13 protein-coding genes are annotated in these 16422 nt (G+C 49.7%); 5 read left to right on the top strand and 8 right to left on the bottom strand.

Going from position 1 to position 16422, the window contains the following annotated elements:
* Nucleotides 1-80: 80 nt before the first annotated feature.
* Nucleotides 81-542, bottom strand: a complete 462-nt coding sequence (asnC, locus tag SHEWMR4_RS16450; RefSeq protein ID WP_011073571.1) for a transcriptional regulator AsnC — start codon at nt 540-542, stop codon at nt 81-83.
* Between the two features lie 95 nt (nt 543-637).
* On the bottom strand, nt 638-1315 hold the full coding sequence (rluA, locus tag SHEWMR4_RS16445; protein ID WP_011623882.1) for a bifunctional tRNA pseudouridine(32) synthase/23S rRNA pseudouridine(746) synthase RluA: 678 nt from the start codon (nt 1313-1315) through the stop codon (nt 638-640).
* Nucleotides 1316-1502: 187 nt separating this feature from the next.
* Here rluA and SHEWMR4_RS16440 point away from each other — a divergent pair, with 187 nt between their 5' ends.
* Both SHEWMR4_RS16440 and SHEWMR4_RS16435 read left to right on the top strand, forming a co-directional pair.
* Nucleotides 1503-3419 (top strand): peptidase U32 family protein, encoded by a 1917-nt coding sequence (locus SHEWMR4_RS16440; protein ID WP_011623881.1) that lies wholly within the window; start codon nt 1503-1505, stop codon nt 3417-3419.
* A 141-nt stretch (nt 3420-3560) separates the two neighbouring features.
* On the top strand, nt 3561-3935 hold the full coding sequence (locus SHEWMR4_RS16435) for a PH domain-containing protein (protein ID WP_011623880.1): 375 nt from the start codon (nt 3561-3563) through the stop codon (nt 3933-3935).
* 62 nt (nt 3936-3997) lie between these two features.
* Here SHEWMR4_RS16435 and SHEWMR4_RS16430 read toward each other — a convergent pair whose 3' ends face one another.
* Nucleotides 3998-6265, bottom strand: a complete 2268-nt coding sequence (locus tag SHEWMR4_RS16430) for a toxin-antitoxin system YwqK family antitoxin (RefSeq protein ID WP_011623879.1) — start codon at nt 6263-6265, stop codon at nt 3998-4000.
* 146 nt (nt 6266-6411) lie between these two features.
* Here SHEWMR4_RS16430 and SHEWMR4_RS16425 point away from each other — a divergent pair, with 146 nt between their 5' ends.
* Nucleotides 6412-6741, top strand: a complete 330-nt coding sequence (locus tag SHEWMR4_RS16425) for a cupin domain-containing protein (RefSeq protein WP_011623878.1) — start codon at nt 6412-6414, stop codon at nt 6739-6741.
* 24 nt (nt 6742-6765) lie between these two features.
* On the opposite strand, the gene SHEWMR4_RS16420 is transcribed toward SHEWMR4_RS16425, so the two are convergent.
* From SHEWMR4_RS16420 to SHEWMR4_RS16405, 4 genes are all read right to left on the bottom strand, one after another.
* Nucleotides 6766-7938 carry an AAA family ATPase gene (locus SHEWMR4_RS16420; protein WP_011623877.1) on the bottom strand — a complete coding sequence of 391 codons (1173 nt, stop codon included), beginning with the start codon at nt 7936-7938 and terminating at the stop codon, nt 6766-6768.
* 59 nt (nt 7939-7997) lie between these two features.
* Nucleotides 7998-9161, bottom strand: coding sequence for a membrane dipeptidase (locus tag SHEWMR4_RS16415; RefSeq protein ID WP_011623876.1), 1164 nt, complete (start codon nt 9159-9161; stop codon nt 7998-8000).
* A gap of 110 nt (nt 9162-9271) precedes the next feature.
* Nucleotides 9272-9715, bottom strand: coding sequence for a SufE family protein (locus tag SHEWMR4_RS16410; RefSeq protein ID WP_011623875.1), 444 nt, complete (start codon nt 9713-9715; stop codon nt 9272-9274).
* 67 nt (nt 9716-9782) lie between these two features.
* Nucleotides 9783-11030 carry an aminotransferase class V-fold PLP-dependent enzyme gene (locus SHEWMR4_RS16405; RefSeq protein ID WP_011623874.1) on the bottom strand — a complete coding sequence of 416 codons (1248 nt, stop codon included), beginning with the start codon at nt 11028-11030 and terminating at the stop codon, nt 9783-9785.
* 269 nt (nt 11031-11299) lie between these two features.
* Between SHEWMR4_RS16405 and SHEWMR4_RS16400 the strand changes: the two genes are divergently transcribed.
* Complete coding sequence (locus SHEWMR4_RS16400) at nt 11300-13000, top strand: methyl-accepting chemotaxis protein (protein ID WP_011623873.1); 1701 nt, start codon at nt 11300-11302, stop codon at nt 12998-13000.
* Nucleotides 13001-13109: 109 nt separating this feature from the next.
* Here the strand turns inward: SHEWMR4_RS16400 and SHEWMR4_RS16395 are convergent, their stop codons facing one another.
* Entirely contained in the window at nt 13110-14759 is a 1650-nt protein-coding gene (locus tag SHEWMR4_RS16395; RefSeq protein ID WP_011623872.1) for a DEAD/DEAH box helicase, read from the bottom strand.
* Between the two features lie 395 nt (nt 14760-15154).
* On the opposite strand from SHEWMR4_RS16395, the gene SHEWMR4_RS16390 reads away from it, so the two are divergent.
* Entirely contained in the window at nt 15155-16201 is a 1047-nt protein-coding gene (locus SHEWMR4_RS16390) for a DUF3626 domain-containing protein (protein WP_011623871.1), read from the top strand.
* Nucleotides 16202-16422: the final 221 nt, after the last annotated feature.

Below are 16422 nucleotides of genomic sequence, written 5' to 3'. Positions count from 1 at the left end.
ACACTTTTGGCGAAAAAAAGACCTAAGTCATATTTTGTGGTATGACATTCTGTTTGTTGGCTTTTTTGTGATTTCTGTTACTAAGGCTTTACCGCTCTTGTGATAGGGTTTTGCAGGCTGATAAGGGTTTCCGTCGATTGAATTTCGTCGATTGATTGGATGCGGTTAATCAGCACGTGTTGCAGGCCATCGATGGATTGGCACATGACTTTGACAAAAATGCTGTAGTTGCCTGTGGTGTAGTAGGCTTCTACCACTTCTTCTAGGGCGTTTAGCTTGGCGATGGCGGCGGGGTAGTCGCCGGCACTTTTGAGATTAATTCCAATAAAACAGCAGACATCGTAACCTAGTGCCTTGGGATTGATGGTGATCTGGGCACCCGTGATAATCCCCGCTTGTTTCATTTTCTCGACACGCACATGGATAGTACCCGCACTCACGCCGAAACGTTTGGCAAGCTCGGCAAACGGGGTGCGTGCGTCTTGCATTAAGGCTTCGAGGATATGGTTATCAAGCTGATCGCGCTGAAATGCGGTTTCCATAAATAAACTCTCTATAACATAATGAATTGTCATAAAGTTACGTTCTTTTATGGTGAATGGCTACTGCTTTTAGGTGTTTTTATTGTTTTTAGTGATCATTGCTCACCTTCTGGCTCACAAAAGGGGACATCGGCACTGAACGTCATGCTCTCACCCGTATAAGGGTGTTTTATGGTCAGTTCTGCTGCGTGGAGTAGTAATCGCGGTGCTAAGGATTTTGCCAGCGGATCGGCATAAAAGCCGTCGCCGAGAATAGGATGCCCAAGTGCCATCATATGCACCCTGAGTTGGTGTGAGCGTCCAGTAATCGGCTTTAGCTTAACGAGAGTCGAGCGTTTGGCGCGGCTTAACACCTCAAAGTGAGTTAATGAGGGTTTACCAATTTCGTGGTCAACCTTCTGTTTTGGGCGATTGGGCCAGTCACAGATTAGCGGGTAATCCACACTGCCAGTATCGTTTTTGATATGACCAGCCACCCGAGCGAGATAGGTTTTGCTGGTTTCTCTATCGTGAAATTGGCGTTTTAGCTCGCGCTCGGCGCTACGAATGAGCGCAACCACCATGACACCTGAGGTCGCCATGTCGAGGCGATGGACGATTTGGCAATGGGGATGCTCGGCTTTTACTCGGGCGTAAACACTGTCGTAATGGGCGGGATCGCGACCTGGCACGGACAATAATCCCGAAGGCTTGTTGACCACGATAATGTCTTTATCTTGGTAAAGCACATCGAGCCAGGGAGTTGTCGGTGGTTGGTAAATAAAATCAGTCATAATCGCGCCTATTAAACAATGCGCGGCAAAGATACTCTGCTCGGCTCTGGGGTGCAAGTTTGTTGTCTCTGCTCCTTATCTCGCCTCGCTTTAATCCAGCGAAAAATGATTTGCAGATAGAGCTGGATTTGAGTTTTTGTTATACTCGTCACCTTTTTCGTGATTGTTCATTTTGAGCCAGTGAAGTATGAGCCAGCCAGAGATTTACACACCTGAGACACTTTCTCACGTTAATAACCGCTTAGAGTTATTGGCGCCTGCAAAAAATGCCGATTATGGCATTGAAGCCATTCGCCATGGTGCCGACGCGGTTTATATCGGTGGCCCCGCATTCGGCGCGCGTGCGACCGCGGGTAACAGTGTGGAAGATATCGCCCGTCTGTGTACTTTTGCTCATAAGTATCATGCGCAAGTGTTTGTGGCTATTAACACTATTCTGATGGACGATGAGCTCGAAACCGCTGAAAAGCTGATTTGGGATGTGTATAACGCGGGCGCCGATGCACTGATTGTGCAGGACATGGGCGTATTGCAACTTAACCTGCCGCCGATTGCGCTACATGCTAGTACGCAAATGGATAACCGTAATCCCGAGAAAGTCGCCTTCTTAGAGCAAGTGGGTTTCTCACAAGTAGTATTGGCGCGTGAGTTAGGCTTAAGCCAAATCCGTGAGGTTGCGGCTCACACCAATATGCAGATTGAGTTCTTTATTCACGGCGCCCTGTGTGTGGCCTACAGTGGATTATGTAACTTAAGTCATGCCTTCAGTAACCGCAGTGCAAACCGTGGCGAATGTTCGCAAATGTGTCGTCTGCCGGGCAATCTTAAGACCCGCCAAGGGGATGTGTTGGCGCAAAATGAGCACTTACTCTCATTAAAAGACAATAACCAAACCGATAACCTCGAAGCCTTGATTGATGCCGGCGTTCGCTCCTTCAAAATTGAGGGGCGTTTAAAGGACTTAAGTTATGTTAAAAACGTGACCGCCCATTATCGTCAAAAGCTCGATGCCATTATGGCGCGTCGCCCTGAGTTTGTAGCGTCATCCCATGGCCGTACTGAACATACCTTTACTCCGGATCCTGAAAAAACCTTTAACCGTGGCAGCACAGATTACTTTGTGAATGAGCGTAGCCAAGGGATTAAAGACTTCCGCTCGCCAAAATATATCGGGCAAGATGTGGGTAAAGTGGTCGCCATCGGTAAAGACTTTATTCAAGTCAGTTCAACCCACGAGTTTAATAACGGCGATGGTTTAGCGTATTTCCCGCCAAACTATGCGATGGCCAAACAGTCCGATGACAAATTGCAGGGACTGCGTGTTAACCGTGCCGAAGGTCATAAGCTGCATGTATTGCAGGTGCCGCGCGATCTGCGTATCGGTATGACCTTATACCGTAACCATAACCAAGCTTTCGAGACGTTACTTTCTAAGGAGTCAGCCAAGCGTATTATCGTCGTCGACATGTGTTTAACCGATACTGCTACGGGCGTGGCGCTGACCTTAACGGATATTTACGGCCTCAGTGCAACGGTTGAGCTTGCAGTCGAAAAAACGCCCGCCACCGACGCTGAAAAAACCTTGCAGACTATCCGTACTCAATTGTCGAAACTTGGTAGTACCGATTTTACAGCGCGCCAGATTAGTATCGAAACCGTCGAGCCTTGGTTCCTGCCTGCATCTGTGCTCAACGGCCTGCGCCGTGATGCGGTCGCAGCATTAGAACTTGCCCGTGTTGAAGGTTACCAGCGTCCAAAACCTTGGAAATATAATCAAGATGCCGTGTATCCATTCAAACACTTAAGTTACTTGGGTAACGTGGCAAACGAAAAGGCGAAGGACTTTTACCAACGCCATGGCGTGATTGAAATTCAGGACACCTACGAGAAAAATGGCGTGACCGAAGATGTGCCGTTAATGATCACTAAGCATTGCCTGCGATTTAACTTTAATCTCTGTCCTAAGGAAGTGCCGGGCATTAAGGCGGATCCTATGGTGCTTGAGATAGGTAACGATGTGTTGAAGTTGGTCTTCGACTGTCCAAAATGCGAGATGATGGTCGTCGGTGAAAACCGCCAGGTTCGCGGTCAAAAAGCCGTTTAATTCAGCTTGAATGGTTATCAAGGGAGCATTGAGTATTCAATGCTCCCTTTTTGTTTTTAGGGCTGTTGCCGCTCTCTATGTTGCTACTTGGTTAACTACAGGATATTTTATTGAAAAATTTCAATAATAAAGGATGTCAGCATGGGATTGTTAGATGGGTTACTGGGGAATGCGTCTGAGGTCGATTTACAGGAACTGGCCGAAGAGCTGCGCCCAATTATGGGGATTCAGGAAGAATTAAAACTGGCCTATAAAGTGATCCGCGATCTGTTTGTATTTACCAACAAACGCTTGATTTTAATCGATAAGCAAGGACTGACGGGCAAGAAAACCAGCTATCACTCAGTGCCCTATAAATCCATCACCCATTTTGAAGTGGAAACCACAGGCCATTTCGATATGGATGCCGAGCTTAGGATCTGGATCTCTGGCCAAAGTGATCCTCTGGTCAAAGAGCTCAAACGCGGTACCGATGTGGTGGGGATCCAAAAGACCATAGCGACGTTCGCGCTATAACCCCTCACTTTTGCGATCGAGTTATCAGCAGGTCATCGCCTAATTGACTTGCTGATATTCAATCAATTCAAGACTCTATGATTTGAACCGTTGGACTGTTCTATCGGTTCACCATTCATAGTATAGGTTTCGGATAATTCGAGTCGGCCTTGTTTATCGTACTGATTGTGGATCCCCACCCAAAAGTGCTCTTGTCCCCGAAAATGTAAGTTGCCTTCTTCGGCGATTTGACGATTCGGATGATAGCGTTTCATGGCATAGAGTTGGCTATCTGGGTCAAATTTCAAATGGTAACTAAGAATAGGCGCCGACGTTTGGGGCTCCTTAGTATCGTTAGACTTAGCCATTGCTTCGACAATGTTATTGTCATCGACCTTGGTTTCCGCTGCCATCGTCTGTTGCTGCTCGGTGGTATCAAAATAGTGACGGGTTTCATTGAGCTTGCCATCGTCACTGAGCCAGGCTTCGCGCTGCAATTGGCCTTGCGGTGTAAAACGTTGCCAGTGGCCGACATCTTGATAATCGTTATCTATCACTTTCACAAAACCAGACTCGAGCAATTCGCCTTGTTTTGAAAAGGCTTTTGAGCTGAATAGGTTCTCGTCTAGGCGAGTGAGCAGCCAACGGATAGCCCCATCCTCATAGTATTCGATGCGAGTATCTGGGTGGCCCGTTTGATAATATTCCCGTTGATTATCCTCAAGAAGATAGCCACAACGGGTATTGGAGTGGCTCTCAAAGGATTCGAGAACACCTTGCTTGTTATAGGAGGAGCTTTCCTTAAGGTAACCTTGGCCATGGCGGACAAAATACTCCGCAATCGTCTTGATGGTACCGTCTTCATAAAACCAGCGGGCAGAGCCATCGCGATTGCCTTGAGTGTGGGGTAAATACATTTGAATTTGCTGGTTTTCATAATATTCGATAAAGGGCGCGACGGAGAGGTTACGCTGATATTGGCCCTCGGCTGACAATACGCCGCTAGCATAATAGCTGCGGAAAAGGCCTTCTCTTAGGCCCTTTTCAAGGTAGATCTCAAGGGAGAGTTGACCATTTTCATGGTACCAAGTGGCAAGCCCCTGCTCATAGCCATTCTCAAAGGGGATGCATTGTTCAAGCTGTCCGTTTGGATACCATTTCTCGCTGTTGCCATGGGCAACACCATCAACAAAATTGAGTTGATTTGCCAGCACGCCATTGGGGTGCCATTCCTGGCGTAGACCGCAATTTAACCCCTGTGGATTGAGGTGTTCCCGCCAGGCGAGTTGGCCATCTTCGTAATAGGTTTCGAGGCTTTTGCCCGCTGCATCGAGATGAACTTCTTGCTTAAGATTGCCGTTGGTATGGTACCAAAGCTCTTTAACCAATTCCCCCATGTCATAGGATAGCTCGGCCTGCAGCGTGCCATCTTCATAGTAGATATGCTCTGTGCCATGGATTTTTCCCGCCCGCATGGGGCGTATCAGCCACAGGGCGCCTGATTCATAATAGCGAGTTAACTGATTGATATAATTATCTTCGCTATCCTTTTCGGCGGTTTCTTTTATCTGACCATTGCTATAGTAGCGGGTCAGTAACATTCCCTCGGCGTGGCGCTCCTCGACTTGATTGATTTTGCCCTCATTGTCATACCAAGTCTGGCGCCCGAGCTGTTGCTCCTCAATAAAATGCCCTTCGAACTGCAATACACCTAAGGCGTTGAATTGGCGAGTGATGCCGTTGCGCTCACCAAAGTAATTGCAATCGACGGCTTGAGTGAGGTTGGGGGATTGGGTGACAATTCTGAGTAGATTCTGACCTTGCTCAGTCTCAATCTGATGGAATGTCCGTTGCAGTTTGCCAGTGAGACTGCCGAAGTCCTGCATATCGCCTTGTACTCTGTACTCTGCATCGATATAAAAACGGCAGATCACTAATTCCTGCGGGTTTACCAGTGCCACTTGCCAGCGGGCTTGAGTTGTCGCTGCATCAGAATCCTGCGCTAGGCTACAGGTCTTATCCTGACCGAGATAAAAATCTTGCACAGGGCCGTGTATCTCGACGCGGTCAAATTGGGTCTCGTGAAAGGTGCAGGATTCATGCTCTCGCTCCCAACCGAGCAGCTCAATCGTTTGCGGGCTGTCGAAGTCGTGGCGGGTAAATTCTTCGTGGGTTTCTGAATGAGTGGCTTGCGCCGGAGTCGCTTGAATGGCAAGACTAAAATAGGGTTTGAACGTACTAGATGGGAGAGGAGTGGGATTGGGAGAAGTTTGAAGAGGTATGTCTTGATGGGCGCAGCTTTTTTCTTTGGTATTAAATAATTTAGCTTTAAACGCGCGAAACAACGACATAGGTCAACTTCTCCATATCCATATGATACAACTGTCTTATCTTGTTATCTCATAAGGCTCTTAGCCCTAAGAGCGCCTATGATAACGGTTTATACTTTGGTTTCTCAATAGATTATCTTGCCCTCGAGCCATAATAAGGATTCAAGATGCTACAAAATTTTTATCAGTCACTCCCCGATGATTTATCACAAGAAGTGTTCGAAACTCTTGCTGGCAATGGCAAGTTGAAGATCGAGCGCATTATCTCGCAAGGCCATTCGACGCCAGTGGGGGAGTGGTACGATCAATCGCAATATGAGTGGGTGATGTTGCTCAAAGGGGAGGCGCAGCTCGAATTCGAAGATGCTCAGTTAGTTACCCTTAAACCTGGGGATTATCTCACCCTAGCGCCGCATCAAAAGCACAGAGTCGCTTCGACCAGTTCAGAGGGCGAAACCCTATGGCTGGCAGTATTTTACGATGCTGAAACGGTATGATGCAAAGACGCTATATCTTAGCAGCTATTTGAGTTGCCATTGCCAGCTCGGCGTATTGAGTAAATCCTGCCCCACTATTTGGGTCTGCCCTAGATTTTTATCCAGTGCCAAAGTATTGCAGTGCTCAAACTGGCTCAAGGCATTAATCAAACGGTTAGCGTGGGACACGACCCAAAGCTGACACACCTCGGAAGCCTTAGCGATAAGCCGAGCTAAAGCGGGCAATAAATCGGGGTGCAGGCTGGTTTCGGGCTCGTTTAATACCATTAACTCGGGTGGTCTTGGGGTGAGTAATGCGGCGATAAGCAATAAATACCTCAGGGTGCCGTCGGAGAGTTCACTGGCATGCAGTGGCCTTAATAAGCCCTGCTGGTGGAATTCGAGTTGGAGTATCCCACCCGCTTGGGGCGTGATACGCACCTTGGCCCCCGGAAAAGCATCGGTCACCGCATGATCAAATGCCGCTTTATCGCCAATCTCAAAAATAGTTTGTATGGCAGAGGGGAGATCTCGACCGTCATGGTGCAATACGGGCGTAGCCGTCCCTAGCTGTGGACGACGCGCTGGGGCTTCGGCATCGGTTCGAAAGTGATCGTAAAACCGCCAGGCGCGAATGCTGTCCCTTAGCGTTAATACTTCAGGGCTACGTTCAGGATCGGCAAGTTCGGTAAAAATACTGTCACCGCTTTGCAGATGGGCGCTCAAGGTGAGCCAACCTTGTCCCTCAGGGCTGCGACTCTTCACCATAGGACCGCGCCGCTCCACCAACACGCTGGCGGAGCGATATTTGGGGCCATTCCAAATCGCCTCACGTTTAATTTGCGGATCTAACCCAAACAGGGTGGTGGAGTCGGGTTTGGGGAGGCCAAGCTCAATCAGATAACTAAAATCTTCGCCCGCAAATCCCAATTTTAGGCGTTTGGGCGCTTGTCTGACTGTAGCTTCAATTGGCGTATCGCCCGCTAACATGCCCTTGGTGAGATTTTCAGGTCCCGCCCAAAAACAGGAGTCTAAGCCGCCTTCCTGCGCCAAAGCATTAACAACGCCACCCTGCGCTGTTTGAGCGAGTAGCCGTAAGGCTTTGTATAAATTGGATTTGCCACTACCGTTAGCGCCGGTCACTAGATTCAGGCGCCCAAGGGGTAAGACTATCTCCCTCAAGGTGCGATAGTTAGAGATGGCTAGGGTAGTCAGCATGGCGGTCCATTTACTCGAGTGATTTTTCGCAATTCAACCCTGACTGAGTTAGCGTGGGCTTAGATGAGTACCTGATTGAGCACTCTTTGCCAGTTTCCGCCCATAAAGCGGTCGCGATCGGTCGACTTAAAACGGGCCTTAGCTAATGCATCGTCGATACGGCTCATACGCTCGATATGGTTTAGCTCGGGAATCACCACATGCCTTGGTTCGGCATCAAAACCTAACACTTGCTTAGCCCTTAGGCTGTACCACCATTCCTGATATTCCTTCACGCCCTGGGCATTGTCGTTATTCAGGGCTAACAGATTTTCTTGGCCTCTGAGCGGATAATCATTGGCGATGGCAACACAATCGACCCCGCCGATACGGGTGACATATTCTAACTGGCGGATATAATCATCGACAGTTGGAACGGCATTATTGGTGAGCCAAAAGCTCATCATAAAGACCCCGAATACGCCGCCTGAGTCGGCAATGGCGCGGATCACTTCATCGGGGCTACAACGGGCATGTTTGACAATACCGCGCGCCGCGCCATGGCTTTGGACTATGGGCGCGCGGCTGAGTTTGGCAGCATCTAACGCGGTTTGGGCGCTCGAGTGGCTGACATCGACTAAGATATTGGCATGATTGAGTTTTTCAATCAGTGCACGACCATGGGCGGTAAGAGGTTTATTGAGCCCGCCATTGGCATCGTTATCGAGGGCGCCGCCCGCAAAGGTATTGCCGTAATGGTGGGTCAGCTGCAGTGCTCGCAGACCTTGGCGGTGAAACTCATCGACACGGGCCCATTGGTTGGCCTCGCTGTCTTCTTCCACGCAATCCGCGCCTTGGATCTGGAAGAAAACCGCGGTGCGATTGCTCTCTCTTGCCAGTTTGATATCGCGTCCAGTTAAGCCTTGTAGGAGAATGTCTGAGTGTTCGCTGACGCGTTTCGCGGCTTGCTGGATGCTTTCCATACAGGCTTTGTAAGTGCGTTTGTAGTTTAAGGTGCCATCGGCTTGTTCAATGGTTTCGATGGCAGAGATATCACATAAAAAGGCATCGAGCCCCGATGCGGGAACATCGGCTAAGTCATCGGGCAGAAAGGATAAACCATCTATATATAAGCGCCGAGAGCGCGGCGCTGCAAGGCTGGAGAAACTGGCAAAGGGGCAAAGTAGCGTGGCGGCGCCAATCCCTTTTAACAGCGTTCGACGATCTTGATTGACAGCCTTCATGGGCGTGCGCTCTCCTTCAGATGAAGCTAATTTTTACTTCTTTATACCCTGTTAAGGCGTAGAAGTCTTTGATTAAATCCCTCTTTTACCGATTTTACCCACAGATTGATTTAGGGTTTTACCGCATCAATCATCGCCTTGGCTAAGGCATGTAAGCCATTGGTGCGCGAGGGGCTTAATTGACCCTCTAGCCCTAATTGTTTGAAATAGGCAGAAGGGTCAAAGGCGAGAATCTCGTCGCTCTGTTTGCCGTGACAGGCACTCAATAGTAAACCGATTAATCCCTTCACAATGCGCGCATCGCTATCGGCTAGGAAATAATGCTTAGCGTCTTGCTCTAGATGGTACAGCCAGGCATCGCTCTCGCAGCCTTTGACTTGGGCGGACTCAAGGCGAAACTCATCCGCTAAACTCGGTAAGGTTTTACCTAATAACATGATTTGGCGATATCTTTCCTGCCAGTTTGGTGCTTGCTCAAAACGGGCTAACAGGCTTGATGCCTCCTCAACGGAGTAATCAAACTCGGTGGCAACGGGCATGATTGGCAATGTCATGGCGAAAATGTCCTCTTCTTAAGCGTGTTGCCTGATGGCGCAATGATGTTAGCCCTTAGCGAGCGGATTAGAGCAGCAACTCTTTGACTGAGGCTAAGGCGGCAATAAAGCGGTCGATATCGGCTTTATTGGTGTAGATACCAATCGATGCTCGGCAGCAGCCCTTCAGGTTAAGGCTTTGCATCAAGGGCATGGCGCAGTGATGACCGCAGCGCACGGCAACGCCTTGTTGATCTAATAAAATCCCGACATCTTGATGGTGTTCATCGCCCAGATTAAAGGCAACCGCACCGAGATTATCACTATGGGCAGCATAGAGATGCACATCTCCGAGGGCGCGCAGCTGGTGCTGTAAATACTGCAGCAGCTCAGCCTCGTGGGCCTGAACCTCTGGCGTTAAGTGTTGTTGCAAAAAGCGGATAGCGGCGCCTAGGCCGATGACTTCACTGATGGGTGGTGTACCCGCTTCTAAGCGATTGGGTAGGCTGCCAAATTCGGTGCCATCGAAACTCACTCGTTTAATCATCTCACCGCCCGTTAACAGTGGCGTGAGCGTATCTAACTTATCGAAGCGGCCATAAAGCACACCAATGCCAGTCGGGCCATACATCTTATGGCCGGAAAACACATAAAAATCACAATCGATAGCGGCCATATCTAAGCTTAAGTGTGCAACCGCCTGCGCCCCATCGACTAAGGTGATCGCCCCTTGTGCCTTGGCTTGCTGCACTAATTCGACAACAGGATTCACTGTGCCTAAGGCATTAGAAACATGGCACAGGGCGACTACTTTGGGCTTGAGGGCGAGCAGCGCTTGATAGGCATGGCGATCGAGCCTGCCATCACGATCGAGAGGGATAGGTTTAATGATGGCGCCCGTGCGTTTTGCCAATTCTTGCCATGGCACTATGTTGGCGTGGTGGGCGGCGGTATCGATCAAAATCAGATCGCCCGCAGCAATCTGTGGCGTTAAGCCATAGGCGACTAGATTGATCGACTCTGTGGTGCCGTGGGTGAAGATGATTTCTTCGCGGCGCTTTGCATTAATAAACCCTTGTAACTCATCGCGGACTTTCTCGTAGCTAGAGGTCGCGCGCGCCGATAACTGGTGCGCCGCACGGTGCACATTGGCATTGTCGTTCAGGTAATACTGAGCCATGGCATCTAACACGGATTGCGGCTTTTGGCTGGTGGCCGCGGTATCGAGATAACACAGGGGATAGTCGCCCAACATTTGCGAGAGGGTTGGAAATTGCGAGCGGATTTGGCTATGGCTATCGGGCAATGTTGTGTCGGTTGAGGCTGAATGTGTCATCTAGGGCTTAACGCAATAAAAAGGCTTTTGGATCTTCGGTTATCTCTCACCTGAATGCAAGTTTTCATCGGTTGCGGGCTTGTGGTTTGCAAGGGGACGCTAGAGTCTGTAAGGGATTGACACTCAGTCGCCTAATTGGATTGGGTGAACTGTGGATGCTAAAGGTTTTATTTTTCGTTTATAAGCGCTTAGCCTAAGCGGCAAAGCGTAAAACTCCAACTATGCTAAATACAGACAAAGGGATCCTTGGTTGTTGGAGTTCAAAGCTTATGCTTGGTTTTTTAAAAGATTTACGGATCAAATATAAGATGGGCAGCCTTATCGGCATTATGCTGCTACTCATGCTGTTATTAGCGGCTTTTAGCCTACTAAAGATGAAGCGGGTAACGGATGAAATCCACACTATTACCGCCGAAAACCTCCCCCTAGTGAAGTTATCGAGTGAGGTCACTATTTTGCAGCTCGAGAGTTCGATTAGTCTTGAAAAGGCTTTTCGCGCTTCAGAGATCCCTGTCTCAGCCCAGGAGCGATTAATTGAAGGTTTTATCGGGGAAGTGATTCAGCATAAAGAGCGAATTAACGGCGAGTTACTCTCCACACAGACCATGCTAAATGAGGCGTTAACCCTCCCTCAACCGCCTGAACTACGTGATAAAACCCAACAATTGATCCAAGAAGTCACCGACATTATTCGCGTTTATCGCGACTATGATGCCCAGCTAGCGACTGTGGTGAATGCGATACAGCAACATACTCAGGCCACAGCGTTGGTGCAGCAAGTGAGCGACCTTGAGCGAACTCAATCCCAATTCAACACCCAGCTCAGTCAGTTTGCGCAGCGTTTAGAGCAAATGACCCAAACCGCAGTATCCATCACTGAGGATGAGGAGAAAAGCGCGATTTACGGCCTGATGGTGATTTCGTCGGTCGCGCTTATCTTAGGATTGGGTATTGGTATGCTCTTTAGTCAATACATAGTGCGGTCTATTACGCGCTTGCGTAATGCCGCCGCCATGATGGAGTCGGGCAACTTTAGCCGAGTGCTGCAAGCAGAATCTAAGGATGAGCTTGGCGAGTTAACCCTGAGCATGAATCAAATGGCCTTGACCCTGAGCCAAACCGTCGGGCATGTGATTGGGCGCAGCGAAGAAATGGCCTCTATGGTGACAGAGCTCAATGCGGTGGCTGAAAATAATCGCAGGGCAATACTCAGCCAGCAGGAAGATACTGACCAAGTCGCCGCCTCGATGACGCAAATGGCGGCGACCATTACCGAGGTTGCAAGCAGCGCCGAAACGGCATCATTTTCGGCGGGCCAAGCGGAAGGCCGAGCCAAGGATAGCTGCGCCGTTGTGGAGGCCAGCGAGCGGATCACTCAGCAACTGGTGGAGAGTGCCCAGCAATCGAGCCAACTTATCCAGCAGCTCCAGGCCAGCACAGGCAAAATTTTAAACTTTGTTTCCGTAGTCGATGCCATTGCGGGGCAGACAAATTTACTGGCGTTAAACGCCTCCATTGAGGCGGCTAGGGCGGGCGATCAGGGACGGGGTTTTGCCGTCGTTGCCGACGAGGTGCGCGCCCTCGCGACGCGTAGCCAAACCGCCACCCAGGAAATTAGTCAGCTTATTCAAACCTTAGTGCTTGATGCCCAGTCGGCCGTCGACTCATTTGGTAAAAATGAGCAGCAAATCAATGAGTCATCGCTCCAAGTTAAGCAAATTAAACAAAACTTGTTTGAGATCTTAGATGCCTTAACTCAGCTCTCGCAGGCCAATGCTCAAGTCGCCACCGCCAGTGAGGAGCAGGCGGTGACCGCCGAAGATATCAGCGAACGCTTAAATACCATTCGTGACTCGGGAGAATCCGTGCTTAATAGCGCATTTGAAACGGCGAAGGCCAGCGAATCCCTCTCGCAGCAGGCCAACACCCTACGCGAAGCCATGCAGCAATTTAAGGTGCGTGAAGCCTAACAACTCTAGGATTTTAGGTAAGTTAGTACTCAAACAAAGATGCCCAGCACTCAGTGCTGGGCATCTTTTTTTGGCATCTTATTACGGGGCTTTTGGGCGTGAAATCGAATTAGGATTTTACGCGATTAGGGCGGTTATCGGGTCGATGCGAGGGCTTTTTGTGTTCACCGCTGGCGGGATTAGCATTCGGCTGAGCGCGGCCTTGGCGGCGTGAGTCAGAATGTTGTTTTTCGCTGCGAGCCTGTGGACTAAGTTGTTGCGCCGCTGAATGAGGCTGGCCTTTGGCTTTATGTTCGCTATTAGCCGGGCCTTTGCCGCGCGGAGGACGTTTATCCTGTGGTTTTGGCGTGCGGCCAGCTTCGGTACTTGAGTGCGTGTTTTTATGCTCAGCGTTTTTTGGCGCTTGAGGACGCTTATGCTGCCCCTGATTATTGCGCTGGCCTTGGTTTGGATTTGAGTTCTTTTGCTGCGCAGCGCCGTCGCTGCTGTCTGGCGTTTTACGACCATCGCGGCCTGTACCGGCTCTTGGCGAGGGTTTACCCGCGCTGCGATGCTTACGTTGGCTCGCCACGGCTTTGATTTTGTTCTCTTTACCATGGGCATTTAAGGTCGATTCGGGGAGCGCATGCACAGGGCTGAAGCCTTCAACCTCCTGCCTTTCAAGCACGCGATTGATCAAACGCTCAATGTCCCTGAGCAGCTTAGTTTCTTCGCTACTGACTAAGGATACGGCTTGGCCTAAGGCGCCAGCACGGCCGGTGCGGCCAATGCGGTGTACGTAATCCTCGGGGACATTGGGCAGATCGAAGTTCACTACTTGTGGTAATTGGTCGATATCGAGCCCGCGCGCCGCAATATCGGTCGCCACTAGCACGCGCACTTCGCCACTCTTAAAGTCGGCTAAGGCTTTGGTGCGTGCGCCTTGGCTCTTATTGCCGTGGATAGCGGCGGCGCTGATCTCGGCTTGAATAAGACTCTTAGCCAGTCTGTTGGCGCCGTGTTTAGTGCGTGAAAACACTAAGACTTGCTGCCAGTTTTCCTGCTTGATGAGCTGAATTAGCAGCGCCGATTTTTGATTCTTATCGACGGGGCAAATCCATTGTTTGACTGTGTTTGCCGCGGCGTTGCGTGGCGTAACTGAAATTTCTACTGGTTGATTCACTAGGCCTTTGGCCAGCTCGCGGATTTCATCGGAGAAGGTCGCCGAAAACATCAGGTTTTGTCGTTTAGCGGGCAACATGGCGAGGATCTTTTTGATATCGCGGATAAAACCCATGTCGAGCATGCGATCCGCTTCATCCAGCACTAAGACTTCGAGTTGATTAAACTTCACCGCTTTTTGCTGCTCAAGATCTAATAATCGTCCAGGTGTGGCGACCAGTACATCTACCCCGTGGCGTAGCTTTTGAATTTGGGGATTAATTGGCACGCCACCAAAGACGACCGCTGAGCGCAATGGCAGATATTTACCATAGGTTTCAACGCTTTCGCTTACTTGAGCCGCTAACTCGCGCGTGGGGGTTAGCACTAGGGCGCGGATTTGTCCCACCTTGGCTTTATTGCCTTTAGAGAGTAATTCGAGCAACGGCAGGGTAAAGCCTGCGGTTTTTCCTGTCCCCGTTTGGGCCGCAGCCATCACGTCTTTACCCGTCAGTACGGCGGGAATCGCCTGTGCTTGAATAGGAGAGGGTGTGTCATAACCTTGTTCAGTCACGGCTTTTTGGATCGGTGCAGATAAACCTAGGGAGGAAAAACTCATTAATGGGTCTCTTGTGGCAGCAAAGTGTCGCAGCAGTAGTATGGCCGAATTGGCGGGCGTGCAGCTTACATGAAGAGGCGCTAGATCGCCATGTTTGAAAGTGGTTTGTTGTCTATCTGGCGCAAAAGCCGATTCAGGAGTGGCTAATTTATCGACCTATCAGTATCTTGTTCAGTATTTAGGGAAAGATCACGCTTGTGTTAATTTCATTGCTTCTAAGTAATCTAACTTGGGGTAAAATTAACAAACATCCTCAATAGGTTGCAAAGACGTTAGTCATCAATCGGATTAGTAAAGATAACTGGGAAATTTTCCCTTTGTAGCTTGAATTCAGCAGCATTGAATTCTTAGGATGAGTCCTCTTAGGCATATTGACGCTCCATGGCAGGTGGATTATGACAGCAATACAGCATATTGAACGCCTCGCACGTGGTCGAAGTGAACAGGCCGTGGCGGTTATTCGAAACGTGCAGCAGATGTCCAACATTCCCATGCAGGAGATGCAAGCGGCGCTGAAGCAATTGTTACACTGTGGCCGAGTCGCACTGCATTTTCATCCCGACAGAATTGATAGCCGCGGTATCACAGTGGCCGAAGGATTATTGCGTGATGGTCAATACCGCAGCCAATTCGAAACCCATATCTCCAATGGACAGTTATCCCCCGAATTAGGTGGGCCAAGGGATCATTGGGAAAATCAACTCTTTGGCGATGCTTACAAGGGGACTAAGTCTCGGCCTAAGTATGGCGCCTTGGATTTAGGCATGTGGCAGGATGGCCCTGCCCCGCGTTTTGGCAGCTGTTATTTGCTGACCCATTCACAGTTGCTCACGCGCTCGACGTTCACTTATTTAGATTCCTACCGTAACCCGAAGGAAAAGGGCACTTTATCCTGCTTTGATGATGTATTAGCGGCGCTGCTCACCGAGAGTTTTGAGCGCCACTATGCCTTGGGGAAAGTGGATTTTAAACCGCTCAACGTGATCCAATATTTGGCGCATCAACTGAACTCCTCCCTGCTGTCGCGCTTTGAACGGCCGATGTCGAACAATCTCGACCATTATATTGAGGCGCAGATCCACGGTGATGTGTCCCTCGATGAAGACATTGCCATGCTGGTGGCAGATCCTAGTTTTAAAGGGACTGAAATCGGTGTCACCTTGAGCAAGGTCTGTGATCGCTATGATATCGAGCTGCAATATCATAATGGTTTTAGTCTGCACACGGCGCAGATCCCCAGTGATTTCCGTGGACCGACTATGCCATCTTTGGCGAGTCGCATTGCTATCGATGAGCGTGTCGATGCCTATGCCATTGGCGTGGCGGCGCGGGATTTATACCACTCGCCCCAGCATTGGCGCGATCGGGGGAACCGCGCTCAGGTGGCACACGAGCTAAAGCTGCTCTGGCATGTGTTAGTCAAATACGGCGCTCAGCAATAATTAAGGCCGATTGATTAAGCTGGCGGCAAGCGTTGGCTCTGGGTTCCCGCACTTTGGGAATTTATTGATCTTTATCTCATTTTTGTGAATAGGCTAACAAAAGCTTCCGCTAAGGTTTCATCTACCTTGGATGCCTGCGATACTGCGTCCCTATCGAACCTTTTCAACACTTGCAAGCCCCTCGGGGTCACTCAGTGTTTAGCCTATTTCTACAACCTACT

It is taken from the genome of Shewanella sp. MR-4, from assembly GCF_000014685.1.
GTDB lineage: Bacteria > Pseudomonadota > Gammaproteobacteria > Enterobacterales > Shewanellaceae > Shewanella.
The sequence above is the reverse complement of the archived record's forward strand: the minus strand, read 5'-3'. Positions and strand labels throughout refer to the sequence as shown.

What these genes read in the sequence shown, in the direction of transcription:
- SHEWMR4_RS16430 (WP_011623879.1), bottom strand. Translation starts at nt 6,265, where the DNA reads ATGTCGTTGTTTCGCGCGTTTAAAGCTAAATTATTTAATACCAAAGAA.
- rluA (WP_011623882.1), bottom strand. Translation starts at nt 1,315, where the DNA reads ATGACTGATTTTATTTACCAACCACCGACAACTCCCTGGCTCGATGTG.
- SHEWMR4_RS16405 (WP_011623874.1), bottom strand. Translation starts at nt 11,030, where the DNA reads ATGACACATTCAGCCTCAACCGACACAACATTGCCCGATAGCCATAGC.
- SHEWMR4_RS16425 (WP_011623878.1), top strand. Translation starts at nt 6,412, where the DNA reads ATGCTACAAAATTTTTATCAGTCACTCCCCGATGATTTATCACAAGAA.
- SHEWMR4_RS16390 (WP_011623871.1), top strand. Translation starts at nt 15,155, where the DNA reads ATGACAGCAATACAGCATATTGAACGCCTCGCACGTGGTCGAAGTGAA.
- SHEWMR4_RS16440 (WP_011623881.1), top strand. Translation starts at nt 1,503, where the DNA reads ATGAGCCAGCCAGAGATTTACACACCTGAGACACTTTCTCACGTTAAT.
- SHEWMR4_RS16415 (WP_011623876.1), bottom strand. Translation starts at nt 9,161, where the DNA reads ATGAAGGCTGTCAATCAAGATCGTCGAACGCTGTTAAAAGGGATTGGC.
- SHEWMR4_RS16395 (WP_011623872.1), bottom strand. Translation starts at nt 14,759, where the DNA reads ATGAGTTTTTCCTCCCTAGGTTTATCTGCACCGATCCAAAAAGCCGTG.
- SHEWMR4_RS16420 (WP_011623877.1), bottom strand. Translation starts at nt 7,938, where the DNA reads ATGCTGACTACCCTAGCCATCTCTAACTATCGCACCTTGAGGGAGATA.
- SHEWMR4_RS16435 (WP_011623880.1), top strand. Translation starts at nt 3,561, where the DNA reads ATGGGATTGTTAGATGGGTTACTGGGGAATGCGTCTGAGGTCGATTTA.
- SHEWMR4_RS16400 (WP_011623873.1), top strand. Translation starts at nt 11,300, where the DNA reads ATGCTTGGTTTTTTAAAAGATTTACGGATCAAATATAAGATGGGCAGC.
- SHEWMR4_RS16410 (WP_011623875.1), bottom strand. Translation starts at nt 9,715, where the DNA reads ATGACATTGCCAATCATGCCCGTTGCCACCGAGTTTGATTACTCCGTT.
- asnC (WP_011073571.1), bottom strand. Translation starts at nt 542, where the DNA reads ATGGAAACCGCATTTCAGCGCGATCAGCTTGATAACCATATCCTCGAA.